This is a genomic window from Plantactinospora sp. B24E8 (assembly GCF_039871735.1).
Taxonomy (GTDB): Bacteria; Actinomycetota; Actinomycetes; order Mycobacteriales; family Micromonosporaceae; genus Plantactinospora.
This window is the reverse complement of record NZ_JBDPMH010000044.1, coordinates 41,642-53,703: the sequence shown is the minus strand read 5'-3', so window position 1 is coordinate 53,703 and position 12,062 is coordinate 41,642. Positions and strand designations below refer to the sequence as shown.

Sequence of the window (12,062 nt, the reverse complement as noted above, 5' to 3'; positions counted from 1 at the left end):
GTCGGTCAGCGCCTCCTCGCTCTGGCCGCTGTGATCTGGCACAACACCAACATCGGCGCACCCAACCCACGATCACTCATCGCGTACGACCATTGACCAGCAAAGATTTAGGACTCAATCATCTAGGTTTCTATATGCTCGGCCATCGCACCAGGAGTCGTCGCTCCACCATCCCCACGAGGCAGATCAAGTCCGGGCTACGCCTACGAACCCCCGCTTCGGTCGCAGGATCGGTGACGACGGGCCAGCCGACGCACCTGAGCGAAGGCTGGCTAAACAGCAGCGGTCACCGCCGTTGCCGGGCAGACTGCCCGCTCAGGGCTCCCGCATCCACGTTGCCGGATCGGTGATGAAGATTCCCTTGCCCTGGTGACGCCGGATCACCCGCAACGCCTCCAGCCGCGCGTACGACATCTGTACGGTGCCGTGACTGACGTCGTACTGCGCACGCAGCTCAGCAATCGAGGGCAGCTTGTCCCCCGGCTTCAGCCTCCCCGATCTGACGTCGGCGATGATCTCGTCGGCTATCCGCCAGTAATCCGGCATCTCAGGCATGGCGCTCCTTGCGTGGCACGCCAATTCGATCACATGACACCCCCACTCAACAAGCTGCATTGACTTATCTAGCTGTACTAGATATGTTTCCTGATGAGCCGCTCCTCGCGTGGCAACGAGATCGGCTCACCTGCGGTCGGGGCGGGTGCACACGTCCCGACCTTTCCTGGACTGCCCTGCTGTCGTACCGCCGAACGAGGCTGCGGTGGCAGGTGCCGGGCGGGCCGGTCACGGCCGGCAGGTGGACGGCCCGCCCTTCCAGTTCGGACCAGAGGGAGGTATTGGCAACCGCGCCCACCGCTCGACCCCGGGCAGCCCCGGCCCGAGACGGTACCCCCACGACGGGAAGGATCGAGGTGGCACAGATCTATCGAAGTGGTCACGCCTACGGCGGCGGCCAACCGGACCGCTGCCCCCGCTCGAGGTACGGACCCGCGAGTTCGCGCCGCGCCGACGCGGCATCGACCCAGCGGAGGTACGCGCCTTCCAGCGCAGACTGGCCGACGAGCTGGCCGCTACCCTGCAGGAGCTACGGATCGCCTGCCAGGAGAACGACCGGCTCAAGCGGGCGCTACGAGACTGGCATACCCAGCACGCCCGCCGGTGCGACCCGGAACAGCGGTCCCGGGGCAACACCGGCCGCTGGTAGCCGGCAATGCCCTCGCAATGGTGGTCGCCCCCGGACGGTCGACGTCAGCCAGCCGCCCCGATCACCCCTCCCCCACCGCCCGGACCGTCGCAATGGTGGTCGGCCCCGGAGGTCGACATCAGACCGTGATCGAGAAGGTGGTGTCGGCGCTGAGCCGGGACGGCCAGGGGCTTCGTCGCCGGATCGGCGTCGGAGGCTGCCCGCCGTTACGGGCCATCGACGGCCGACTAGGCTGCCGGGGTGGCGGACGGTGGCTTCCGGCTGAGTGTGGACTATGGCACGTCGCACACTGTGGCCGTGATGCGCTGGCCGGACGGGCGTACCCGTCCACTGTTGTTCGACGGTTCGCCGCTGCTCTCCTCGGCCACCTGCGTCGAGGACGGCGGCACGATCCTGTCCGGTCAGGACGCCACCGGCGCGGCCCGGCGGCGGCCGCACGGCTTCGAGCCGTATCCGAAGCGGCGCCTCGGCGAGAGCACTCTCTGGCTCGGTGACCGGGAGGTCGCCGTCAGCTCGCTGGTGGCCGCCACGTTGGCCCGGGTCGCAGACGAGGCCGCTCGGGTCGCGAGGCCGGGCGAGCCCGGATCGGTACTGCTTACCGTGCCCGCCACCTGGGGGCCGACCCTGCGGGCGCTGCTGGTGGCCGCCGCCGTCGAGGCCGGCCTGCCCGAGCCCCGGCTCGCCGCCGAGCCGGTCGCCGCCGCGAGCTACCTGGTGGGGGCCGGTGAACTGGCCGTGCCGGCCGGCGGTCACGTCGCCATCTACGACCTGGGCGCGGGCACCTTCGACGCGACCGTGGTCCGCCGCACCGCGACGGGCGGCTTCACCGTGCTGGCCACCGACGGGCTGTCGCAGACCGGCGGGCTGGATCTCGACGCGGCGCTCGTCGGCCACATCGGTCGGGTGCTGGCTGACCGCGACCCGGTCCGGTGGCGGCGGCTGACCGCACCCGACGACGACGCCGACCGCCGCGCCGCACTGGCCCTCTGGGACGAGGCCCGTCGGGCGAAAGAGAGCCTGAGCCGGACCTCGGTCGGTTACCTGCACGTCCCGCTCTTCGACGAGTCGGTGCCGGTCGGCCGGGAGGAGTTCGAACGTCTGGCCCGGGTGGTGCTGGACCGCACCGTCGAGGTGATGATAGCGGCGGTCCGCTCGGCCGGCACCGGAGCGGAACCGGCCACGGTCGTCCTGGTCGGGGGCGCGAGCCGGATCCCGCTGGCGGCCACCCTGCTGCACCGGGCCCTCGGGGTGGCGCCGATCGTCACCGAGCAGCCGGAACTCGTGGTCGCCGAGGGCGCCCTCGCGGTACCGCCGGACGACATGCTGCCGGCCGGCCCGGCCCCGGCACCACCCGCCCCGCCGCTCCCGGCACCGCTCCCCCCTGCGGCCACAGCACCGACTGGCCCGCCGGTCCCAGCACCAGCCGGAACGCCACCGCCCGCCTCAATGCCGACCGCCCCTCCGACGTCACCACCTCCGACCGGCTCTCCGGCGCCGGAGCCCAGCACGTCAGCCCCGGTACCGGTGCCGGGAGCCGACCCGTCGGCCGGCGTCCCGGGCCGGTCGGCGCCGTCCCGGGCACGCGGCCGGGTCCTGCTCGCCGGGGTACTCGTGCTGGCCGTGCTGGCCGTCGCCGTGGTGCTGCGCCCGTGGGACTGGTCCGGCGGTGGGGACGCCGGCCCCACGCCGGGCTCGCAGCCGACGCCGACCTTCGCCGACGGCACCACCATGCGAAGGTTGCAGGCAGCGGGGCGGATCGTGATCGGCAGCAGGTTCGACCTGCCCGGCACCGGTTACCGGGAACCCGACGGGACGATGTCGGGGTTCGACGTGGAGATCGCCCGGCTGATCGCCAGTGAACTCGGCCTCGACCCCGCCGGCGTGCAGTGGACGGAGGCTTCGTCGACGGACCGGGAACAGCTCCTCGAGCAGGGCGCGGTCGATCTCGTCATCGCCACCTACACCATCACCGAGACCCGCGCCCACCGCGTCGCGTTCGCCGGGCCGTACCACCTGCCGGGGCAGCAACTGCTGGTACGCGCCGACGAGACCACGATCACCGGCCCGGAGTCGATACCGACCGGCCGCCGAATCTGCACCGTCACCGGTACTCCACACCGTAGCCGGCTCGAAGAGCAGCTCGGCCGGTCGTTGGCGACGACCTCGCTCGGCAGCTACCAGGAATGCGCCGAGGCGCTGCTGATGCGCGGGGTCGACGCGATCACCGGGGACGGGTCGGCCCTGGTGGGCCTGGTCGCCGGCAGCGACGCGGGATTCCGGCTGGTGGGCCGGGCATTCGACCCGCAGCCGTACGGGATCGGCCTGCGCAAGGATGACGAGCCCTTCCATGTGTGGCTCACCGAGACGTTGCGGCGGATCATCGCCGACGGTCGCTGGCGGGCCGCCTGGCGGCGCACCCTCGGCCAGTACGACAAGCAAGAGCCGACAATTCCTGAGGTCCGCTGAGTTCAGAGCGGTCTTCGCATCGTGCCCCAACGCGTCGATTCAACCCTCGTCACCGACGACGGGCCTGAGCCCGTACTCCACGTAGCCAGCGCCTGCGCCCACGATCACCACTGCATCCAGCCAGCAGCCGTCGACGCTGCCTTCCCCGACGACTTCCCACCTGAGCTCGCCCACGGCCGACACATCCGGGCCCTCAGGGGCGACTCAAAGCCGGTCCGAACCCGGTCGACCGCCGCGAGCGCGGTTCAGCCCACAAGCCGGGGACACTGAGTTTGGTCAGGTACCGGACCGCCGCGTTGACCGGGCGGGCCGGGCGGCGATCCAGGTCCGGGTCCGGCGGTAGCCGATCCCGAGCATCGTGGCGACGGCGACCGTCAACACGTACCACCAGAGGTCGCCGTCCCGGGTGGTCAGCTCGCCGTACCGGTTGGCGAGGAACCCGGTGAAGACCAGTACCGACAGCCCGCCGACCCAGGACACGGCTCGCAGGTCGGCGACCCGGGCCGCGAAGACGCCGGCCGCCAGGGCCATCACCACCAGTCGCGCCGGCAGCTCCCGGGGCGGGAACAGGGCCCCCGCCACGCAGGCGGCCAGCACGACAAACACCGATCCGACGCCGACGTTGATCCCGGTCGGCGTACGCCCCGCCCGGTCGGACTGCACCCCGGAGCCGGAACTGGACATCTCCCCCACCTCACTCCGACGCCCGACGGCACCGGGCGTCCACCCGGACCGGGGAAGGGCTCCGGCACACCGCCACCGACCCAGGTCAACGCAGGATCGGGCGGCCGCCAACCGGCCTTGACGCGTTCCCGACGGGGAGCGCCGGTTTCCGCACGTCCCGCCGACGGGCCGGCGACAGACCGCCGACGTGATGACGGGCCGGCAACAGACCGCCGTCCTGATGACGGGTCGGCGACAGACCGCCGACCCGGTGACAAACCGCCCACCGACCTGACGATCGGCCGCTGACCAGCGCAGCGCCGGACCGGTGACCCGCCCGGCCAGAAGGGCCGTATCGGCGGCATGGGGAAGCGGGCCGTCGCCGTAGCGGCGGCGTCAAGACCCCTGGCGGACCGACCGCCGCCAGGGCGACCGTCGTCGCCGTGACCACATCCGTCCGTTCTGCTGGAGGCGTCCGATGACCCTGGCGGAGATCCTTCCCTCCCTGCGCACCTCGCTGCGGACACCGCTGGAGGAGGTCTGGCCGGCCACCGCGTCCTGGGGCGCGCACGGTGACCTGTTCGTCGGTGGGGTCGGCCTGGCCGACGTGGCTGCCCGGTATGGCACCCCGACCTACCTGCTCGACGAGGGCGACGTACGGGCCCGCTGCCGCGACTACCTGGCCGCGTTCGGTCCGGACAACGTGGCGTACACGGCGAAGGCGCTGCTCAGTCGGGGTGTCGCCCGATGGGTGGCCGAGGAGGGGCTACGGCTCTACGTCGGTTCGGCGGGTGAGCTGCGGGTGGCGCTGGCGGCCGGCTTCCCCGCCGACCGGGTGGTGCTGTACGGCAGCGCGAAAACCCCCGAGGACCTGGTCGCGGCGTACGCGGTCGGGGTCGGCACGATCGTCGTCGAGTCGGTCGGGGAGATCACCCGGCTCGCCGCGACCGCTCCGCCCGGCCAGCGGGTGCTGCTGCGGGTGATCGGGGCGACCGACCCGGCCGACGGCGTCGACCGTCGCTTCGGGCTGCGGATCGCCTCCGGGGACGCGGCGGCGGCGGTGGCCCGGATCGTCGCCCAGCCCCGGTTGACCCTGGTCGGGATGGACTGTTCGGTCGGCCACCAGGTCAGCCGGTTCAACCGCTACGAAGACGAACTGCACGTGGTGCTGGACTTCCTGGCCGCGATGCGGGCCCGGCACGACGTCGAGGTGACCGAACTGAACCTCGGCGGCGGACACGCCGTCGCCTACTCCGGTGGTGACCCCAGCCTCGCCCTGGCCGCCTTCGCCGGACGGATCCGGGGTGTGCTGCGGCTGGTCGCGGAACGCCACGAGCTGCCGGTGCCCCGGCTGACCGTCTCGCCGGGCCGGGCGATCGTGTCCCGGGCCGGGGTCACCCTCTACCACGTCGTCTCGGTGACCCGGGACCAGGACGGACGCGGCCTCGTCGCGGTCGACGGCGGGATGACCGACTGCCCGTCGGGCGCGCTCTGCGGTGCCCGGCACAGCGCGGTGCTGGTCGGGCGCCCGACCTCCGCCCCGTCGGTGCCGACCTGTGTGGTGGGCCGGCACAACGACGTCGACGACGTGGTCGTACCGACCCTGGCGCTGCCCTCCGACGTACGCCCCGGTGATCTGCTCGCGGTGGCCGGCACCGGCGCCTACCACCACAGCCGGGCGTCCAACTACCACCTGGTCGGCCGGCCGCCGCTGCTCGCGGTCCGCGACGGCCGGGTCAACACCCTGGTACGCCGGGAGTCTCCGGAGGATCTGCTCCGCCGTGACGTGGACGAGCCGGGCTGCTGCTGATCACAGGTCCCCGGCGGCCGGGCGCGGCCTGTCGGGCCGCCCGCCACGTGTGGTGGGCGGCCCGTGGCCGTCAGGGGAGGTACCGCACCTCGGGGAAGGCCCGGCTCGGACCGTCGAGTAGCCGGCTCCGGATGCCGCGGAGATGACGGTCGAAGAAGGCCAGCGGGTAGGCCTGCTGGATCCGGGTCGCGCGGGCCGGGTCCAGCGTGCCGATCCAGCCCTCGAGCTCCTCGTCAGTCCAGCCCATCAGCCTCGCCAGCTGCGGGATCAGCGACTGGTGGTCGCAGTAGGCGCCGTGCCGGGCACCCTCGGCCTGCACGTTGAGCCGCCATCCGCGCAGGAGTTGCCAGAACTCCTCGACGGGTGGGGCGTCGACCCGGTTGAAGTCTGCGGTCATCAGCATGAACGGCCGGTCCAGGGCTGCGGGCCGTGGTCCCGACTCCATCGGGCCGTCGAAGCTGAGACCGGCCCGCACCCGGCTGTCCACGTTCATGACCAGGGCGGCGGCGGTGGCGCCCTTCGAGAAGCCGTACACGCCGACGTGGCGCAGGTCGAGGGCGGCGGCCAGGCCGGCGGGCAGCGGAAGGTGTCCGGGGTTGCGGCCGGCGGCGATCTTCTCGAGGCGGTCGAGAACAAAAAGGATGTCGTCGGCGTGGGTCCAGGGTGTGGTCGACTCGTCGTCGGGGACGGCGAGCCGGCCGTCGGGGAACTCGACGTAGGCGTCGTGGGGGTGGTCGACGGTGGCCACGACGTAGCCGTGGCTGACCAGTTCCTGCGCCACGACGGTGGCCTCGGAGCGGTGGCCGTTGGCGCCGTGCGAGAACAGGATCACGGGGTAGCGGCCGGGGCGCACCGGCGCGCCGTCGCGGCCCGACGTGAGTGGTCCCGCCGCCACGTCGGGGTCGAAGCCGTTGTCCTCGAGGAGTGCCCGCAACGGCGCGGCCGGCATCCACGGGGTTCGCGGATAGTGCCGGGCGCCGGGCGTGGCCGGGTACCAGACGCTGGCCATCGTGCTGCGGTCGGCGAGGTGCAGCGACACGGTACCGACCGGATGCGGGCCGGTGGGTGCGGGCAACGTGAGCCGGACCGGGGCGGCCGTCACCCGGCTGGCACCGGCAGCCGTGGCGAGCGGGACGGCCAGGCCGGCGGCGAGCAGGCTGCGGCGGGTCAGGGGCATTTGTCCTCCGTGGTGGTTTCGACGCGGGCGATCAGCACCTTGAGCCGGCGGATCTCCTCGGCGAGGGCGGTGTTGCCGGCGGGGGTGAGGGTGATCCAGGTGCGGCCACGTTTGCCCTCGTAGCCCTTCTCGATGTCGATCAGACCGGCCGTCTCCAGCACGCTCAGGTGCTTGGAGAGGTTGCCGGCGGTCAGGTCGAGCTGGATACGCAGGTAGCCGAACTCGACGCGCCGTGCCTCGTGCGCGATGGCGAGGATGCCCAGCCGCACCCTCTGGTGCACGACCTCGTCGAGGCCGGTGGCCGGGTGGTCGGACGGGTCCGGGGTGTCGGTCGCGGCGGTCACCGCCGCCTCCGGCGGGCCACCGAGAAGCCGATCCCGCCGGCCAGGAGCACCGTGCCGGTGATGAGCTGGGGCGTCGTCATCGACAGCCGGAGCTGGGTGTCCGCCGCCGACATGAACGACAGGAGTGCCCAGTCCGGCGGTACGGCGCCCTCGGTCGTCGGCAGTACCAGCAGCACCAGCGCCAGGTAGCCCAGGGTGAACAGCAGCAGCGGGACGTTGCGTTCCAGGCGGGCCAGCACGAGCAGCGCAAGACCGATCAGGCCCCACGGGGCGATCAGCCGGTCCAGCACGATCCACCAGAACGGCGACGGACCGCCCCCGAACGGCGGGTGGCTCGGGAGGTAGAGCGCCGCCGCCACATACGCCGTGGTGAGGACGCCGGCAGTCACGGCACCGGTGATCGCGTACGGCAGCACGCGGGCCCCCAGCCCTTGCGCCCGGGCGGCCCGCACGTAGCTGACCGCGATCGCCGCGTAGCCGAGCAGGAGTGCCGGCGGCCAGTAGTAGAGCAGGCCGCGCCGCGCGAACATGCAGCCGTCGGCTTCGCACCGCACCGTCATGAAGAGCCAGTCGAACGGGATGGCCAAGAAGGTCGCCGCGGCCAGCACCAGCAACGCGACCCAGGTCAGGCGCTGGTCGCGGCGCACGCGGCCGGCGAGGATGCGCATGTCGGAGAGGAGGCGGCGGGGGTCGTCGCCGGCCGACACCGAGTCAGTGGTCATAGCAATAGGTTTCCACAGCAAACCTATTTGCACTACCCCCAACTTGGCGAAACACAGTTCAACCCAGACCTGCCCCGATGGACCCAGCCGTCGACGCGGCCGCGCGCCGGGCCGGCCAGAGCCGGAGCACGCTGGCGAGCAGCAGCCCGACGCCGGTGGTCGCGGTGACGGCGGCCACCACGTCGATGAGGTAGTGCTCGCCGAGCAACACCCGACTGGCCGACACCAGCAGCACCGCGCCGACCGCGACCGTCAGCACCGGTCGGCGCCATCCCGGACCCAGCCGCCAGGCGAGCAGTACCGCAGTGAGCGCGGCGGCGGTCACCACCACCGCGTGGCCGCTCGGATAGGTCCAGTCCGCCGCCGCGACCGGCGGGCCGGGTCGCTGGAAGACGACCTGCAGCAGCAGGGCGCTCGCGGAACCGAGCAGCAGGAGCAGGTGCCGGGCGAGTGGTCCGGCCGCCCGCCGCCGATCCCGCCAGAGCAGCCGGCCGGCGACCACCAGCAGCAGGGCCAACGCCGCCAGGGTGCCGACGCCGCTGACCACGGTGGCCACCGCCGCCACGGGCACGCCCGGTGCGGCGTACAGGTGGGCCAGCAGCCAGGCGTCCAACGGCGGTACGTCGTCACCGAGCAGCACGCCGACCAACGACACCGTGGCGAGGCCGGCGGCCCCGCCCAGAAGCACAACACGGCGGTCGGCAGGCGGACCGGCCGGAACGAGGTCAGGACTGATCGACATACCGACAGTCTGGGAGTTCCGCCGGCCGCCCGACCTCCGTCGACGCCCTGAGATCCCCCGGAGATACCCCGCCCCCTGATGGCCGACGTACCCCCGGGGCCGGCCGCCGCAGACCGCTATCGTGGCGGAAATCGTCAAGACGGCGTCATTGCCGCCGGCTCCGATCCGCCGCGACCATGGGTGCATGAACCGCCGCCGGATCGTCTTCGTGCTCTTCCCCGGATTCCAGGTCCTCGACCTGACCGGCCCGCACGAGGTGTTCACGCAGGCCGAGCGGCTCGCGCCCGGCTACTCGCTGGAGACCGTGACGGCGACCGGCGAACCGGTCACGTCCAGTGGTGGCCTGACCTTCACCCCGACCAGCGGCATCGGGGCGGGCGACGGCGAGCCGATCGACACCCTGATCACGGTCGGCGGGCCGGGTCGGGTACGGGCCTGCGCCGACGGGCGGCTGGTCGACTGGCTCGGCACGGCCGCCGCCCGCTCCCGGCGGATCGCCGCCGTCTGCACCGGCGCGTTCCTGCTCGCCGAGGCGGGGCTGCTGGACGGCCGGCGCGCGGTCACCCACTGGGCGAGCTGCGCGGAACTCGCGCAACGGTATCCGGCGGTCACCGTCGAACCCGACCCGATCTTCGTCCGGGACGGTACGGTCTGGACCTCGGCCGGGGTCACCGCCGGCCTCGATCTGGCGCTCGCGCTCGTGGAGGCGGACCGGGGCGCCGAGACGTCCCGGACGATCGCCCGGCGCCTCGTCATGTTCGTGCAACGCCCCGGCGGTCAGACCCAGTTCAGCACCCAGCTCGCCGCGCAGCGTCCGAGCCGTACACCGCTGCGCGACGTGCAGACCTGGATCGCCGAACACCTCGCCGACGATCTCGGCGTGCCGGTACTCGCCGCCCGGGCCGGCATGAGTGAACGGCACTTCACCCGGGTCTTCGCCGCCCAGACCGGACAGACCCCGGCCGCGTACGTCGAGGCGGCCCGCGTCGAGGCCGCCCGGCGGCTGCTGGAGAGCACCGACGGCACCGGCGAGACGATCGCCCGGCGCTGCGGCTTCGGCACCGTCGAGACGATGCACCGCTGCTTCAAACGAACCGTCGGGGTCACGCCCGGCCGCTACCGACAGCACTTCGCCGACCGAGGAGAACTCTGATGCGCATCGTCATCCCGCTGTTCGAGCGGTTCACCGCCCTCGACGCGGTCGGCCCGTACGACGTACTCAACCACCTGCCCGGCGCCAAGGTGGTGCTCGCGGCGGCCGAGGCGGGGCCGGTCCGGGACGGCGCCGGCCGGCTCGCGCTCACCGCAGACGCGGCGCTGGCCGACATCACCGCCTGTGACGTGCTGGTGGTGCCCGGCGGCCCCGGTGCCCGCGACTACCCGGCCGACGGACCGCTGCTGGACTGGCTCCGCCGGATCCACCCGGGCACCCGGTGGACCACCTCGGTCTGCACCGGTTCGCTGCTGCTCGGCGCCGCCGGGCTGCTGACCGGACGCACCGCCACCACCCACTGGGCCCGGACCGGGCAGCTGGCGTCGTACGGCGCGACGTACACCCCGAAACGGGTGGTCGTCGACGGCAAGCTGATCACCGCCGCCGGTGTCTCGGCCGGGCTCGACATGGCGCTCACCCTGGTCGCACGCCTCGCCGACCGACTCACCGCCGAAGCCATCCAGCTCCTGATCGAGTACGACCCGCAACCGCCCTTCGACGCCGGGTCCCTGGCGAAGGCGTCCCCGGCGGCCCGGGAGCGACTCAGGACTCTCTGACCGCCGCGCCGACGCCCCGGTCCGCCAACCGAGGCGGGCGACCGCGAGGGTACGGATGCCGGGCACGAAGGTTGCCGATCAACCGGCGGCGCCGTCGCCGGTGAAACCCTGCTGAAAGGGCGATGAAGACTCGTCTCGATAGCGTCGCGCCGACATCCGGATCCGATCAGCCGCGGAGGTAGGCGATGAGACGTGGACGCACGATCGTCGGGACACTCGGCGTCGCCGTGGGCATGCTGGTTCTTGCCCTGGCCGGCGCCCCGGCACAGGCGGCCCCGACGTCCCCGGTGACGGACTCGACCGTCATGGCCGCGTCGCCGGGTATCTCGCCGGCCGCCGAGCGGGTCACGCACGTCGGCCGGTACGACTTCGCGGACCACCCCTGTCCGCTCGGCCGGGCCTGCCTGGCCGTCTGGGACGACACCGTCAGTCAGTGGAAGGTCTTCCACCTGTACCGGTGCGGCGTGTACACGCTGTCGAACTGGTACGACCTGGGGGCGATGAAGAACAACCAGACCGGCAACGCCGCGGTGCGGACCTACGGATCCGGCGGTGGCCCGATCAGGACGTACCCGCCGAACGGCAACAACATCTACGAGGTCGACTGGTATCCGGTGTGGACAGTCAGGCCCTGCTGATCCCGGCCGGCGTCGGCGGTGGCGGTGGTCGCCCTGCTCGTCGTGGCTGACCGACGTTTCCGCCCGGCGACCGACCCTCTGCGGGCCGGCCCGGCCGTACGGTGCCCCGCCGGAGTCACCCCGATGTGCGGATGTCGTCGAGTTCGGTCTGCCCCTCGCTGGCGCGGTCGGGCAGGAGCAGCAGCGTGACGGCCCGTTCCAGCCGGGCACCGATGCGTTCCCAGCCCCGTACGGCGGTGCGCAGCACATCCCGGTCGCCGGTGAGCCTGCCGGGCCCGGGCCCGGGCCAGGCAGGCTGCCGCCCAGGCGTTGTCGGCGCCCGCCGGTTCGGCCCGGGTGAGCAGGTCCGCCGCGTCGGGCAGTTCGGCGACCACGGCGGCGATCGGCACCGGCCTGCCGGTGTTCGGCCACTCGGGTGACTACCAGCGGCTCGACCTGGTCAACGCACAGGCGTTCGATTGCGGCATCATCGCCCTGCACTACGCGCCCAAGCGGTCCTGAACCTGGTCCGCCGACCGCGACGCCG

13 protein-coding genes and 1 pseudogene are annotated in these 12,062 nt (G+C 72.6%); 7 read left to right on the top strand and 7 right to left on the bottom strand.

Translation table 11 applies throughout. The annotated features are described in order from the left end of the window. Positions 1-96, top strand: a pseudogene (locus ABGB21_RS33935) (IS982 family transposase); the annotation flags it as partial. Between the two features lie 219 nt (positions 97-315). Here ABGB21_RS33935 and ABGB21_RS33930 read toward each other — a convergent pair. Continuing rightward, positions 316-555 carry a winged helix-turn-helix domain-containing protein gene (locus ABGB21_RS33930; protein WP_347657820.1) on the bottom strand — a complete coding sequence of 80 codons (240 nt, stop codon included), beginning with the start codon at positions 553-555 and terminating at the stop codon, positions 316-318. A gap of 889 nt (positions 556-1,444) precedes the next feature. Here ABGB21_RS33930 and ABGB21_RS33925 point away from each other — a divergent pair. Beyond that, a complete protein-coding gene (locus ABGB21_RS33925) occupies positions 1,445-3,670 on the top strand; it encodes a transporter substrate-binding domain-containing protein (protein WP_347681282.1) in 2,226 nt (741 codons plus the stop codon). Positions 3,671-3,946: 276 nt separating this feature from the next. Here the strand turns inward: ABGB21_RS33925 and ABGB21_RS33920 are convergent, their stop codons facing one another. Beyond that, on the bottom strand, positions 3,947-4,354 hold the full coding sequence (locus ABGB21_RS33920) for a hypothetical protein (RefSeq protein ID WP_347657817.1): 408 nt from the start codon (positions 4,352-4,354) through the stop codon (positions 3,947-3,949). 457 nt (positions 4,355-4,811) lie between these two features. On the opposite strand from ABGB21_RS33920, the gene ABGB21_RS33915 reads away from it, so the two are divergent. Then, complete coding sequence (locus ABGB21_RS33915; protein ID WP_347681280.1) at positions 4,812-6,143, top strand: diaminopimelate decarboxylase; 1,332 nt, start codon at positions 4,812-4,814, stop codon at positions 6,141-6,143. Between the two features lie 70 nt (positions 6,144-6,213). On the opposite strand, the gene ABGB21_RS33910 is transcribed toward ABGB21_RS33915, so the two are convergent. From ABGB21_RS33910 to ABGB21_RS33895, 4 genes are read right to left on the bottom strand one after another with little or no spacing between them, the layout of a single operon-like run. Then, complete coding sequence (locus tag ABGB21_RS33910; RefSeq protein WP_347681278.1) at positions 6,214-7,320, bottom strand: acetylhydrolase; 1,107 nt, start codon at positions 7,318-7,320, stop codon at positions 6,214-6,216. Continuing rightward, on the bottom strand, positions 7,311-7,664 hold the full coding sequence (locus tag ABGB21_RS33905; RefSeq protein WP_347657813.1) for a transcriptional regulator: 354 nt from the start codon (positions 7,662-7,664) through the stop codon (positions 7,311-7,313). The genes ABGB21_RS33910 and ABGB21_RS33905 overlap by 10 nt, the downstream gene beginning before the upstream one ends. Then, positions 7,661-8,386 (bottom strand): hypothetical protein, encoded by a 726-nt coding sequence (locus ABGB21_RS33900; protein ID WP_347681276.1) that lies wholly within the window; start codon positions 8,384-8,386, stop codon positions 7,661-7,663. The genes ABGB21_RS33905 and ABGB21_RS33900 overlap by 4 nt, the downstream gene beginning before the upstream one ends. A gap of 58 nt (positions 8,387-8,444) precedes the next feature. Continuing rightward, entirely contained in the window at positions 8,445-9,128 is a 684-nt protein-coding gene (locus ABGB21_RS33895) for a phosphatase PAP2 family protein (RefSeq protein WP_347681274.1), read from the bottom strand. A 184-nt stretch (positions 9,129-9,312) separates the two neighbouring features. On the opposite strand from ABGB21_RS33895, the gene ABGB21_RS33890 reads away from it, so the two are divergent. From ABGB21_RS33890 to ABGB21_RS33880, 3 genes are all read left to right on the top strand, one after another. Then, positions 9,313-10,281 (top strand): GlxA family transcriptional regulator, encoded by a 969-nt coding sequence (locus ABGB21_RS33890; protein ID WP_347681272.1) that lies wholly within the window; start codon positions 9,313-9,315, stop codon positions 10,279-10,281. Continuing rightward, positions 10,281-10,898: a DJ-1/PfpI family protein gene (locus ABGB21_RS33885; RefSeq protein ID WP_347681270.1), complete on the top strand. Its 618-nt coding sequence runs from the start codon at positions 10,281-10,283 to the stop codon at positions 10,896-10,898. The genes ABGB21_RS33890 and ABGB21_RS33885 overlap by 1 nt, the downstream gene beginning before the upstream one ends. Positions 10,899-11,083: 185 nt before the next feature. Next, entirely contained in the window at positions 11,084-11,536 is a 453-nt protein-coding gene (locus tag ABGB21_RS33880) for a hypothetical protein (RefSeq protein ID WP_347657808.1), read from the top strand. A 115-nt stretch (positions 11,537-11,651) separates the two neighbouring features. Here ABGB21_RS33880 and ABGB21_RS33875 read toward each other — a convergent pair whose 3' ends face one another. Further along, positions 11,652-11,783 (bottom strand): hypothetical protein, encoded by a 132-nt coding sequence (locus ABGB21_RS33875; protein WP_347657807.1) that lies wholly within the window; start codon positions 11,781-11,783, stop codon positions 11,652-11,654. Between the two features lie 89 nt (positions 11,784-11,872). Between ABGB21_RS33875 and ABGB21_RS33870 the strand changes: the two genes are divergently transcribed. After that, complete coding sequence (locus tag ABGB21_RS33870) at positions 11,873-12,037, top strand: hypothetical protein (RefSeq protein ID WP_347657806.1); 165 nt, start codon at positions 11,873-11,875, stop codon at positions 12,035-12,037. Positions 12,038-12,062: the final 25 nt, after the last annotated feature.

Bases quoted from the DNA above. Each gene is read 5' to 3' on its own strand.
- ABGB21_RS33895 (WP_347681274.1), bottom strand. From the start codon at position 9,128: ATGTCGATCAGTCCTGACCTCGTTCCGGCCGGTCCGCCTGCCGACCGC.
- ABGB21_RS33930 (WP_347657820.1), bottom strand. From the start codon at position 555: ATGCCTGAGATGCCGGATTACTGGCGGATAGCCGACGAGATCATCGCC.
- ABGB21_RS33900 (WP_347681276.1), bottom strand. From the start codon at position 8,386: ATGACCACTGACTCGGTGTCGGCCGGCGACGACCCCCGCCGCCTCCTC.
- ABGB21_RS33890 (WP_347681272.1), top strand. From the start codon at position 9,313: ATGAACCGCCGCCGGATCGTCTTCGTGCTCTTCCCCGGATTCCAGGTC.
- ABGB21_RS33915 (WP_347681280.1), top strand. From the start codon at position 4,812: ATGACCCTGGCGGAGATCCTTCCCTCCCTGCGCACCTCGCTGCGGACA.
- ABGB21_RS33880 (WP_347657808.1), top strand. From the start codon at position 11,084: ATGAGACGTGGACGCACGATCGTCGGGACACTCGGCGTCGCCGTGGGC.
- ABGB21_RS33920 (WP_347657817.1), bottom strand. From the start codon at position 4,354: ATGTCCAGTTCCGGCTCCGGGGTGCAGTCCGACCGGGCGGGGCGTACG.
- ABGB21_RS33910 (WP_347681278.1), bottom strand. From the start codon at position 7,320: ATGCCCCTGACCCGCCGCAGCCTGCTCGCCGCCGGCCTGGCCGTCCCG.
- ABGB21_RS33885 (WP_347681270.1), top strand. From the start codon at position 10,281: ATGCGCATCGTCATCCCGCTGTTCGAGCGGTTCACCGCCCTCGACGCG.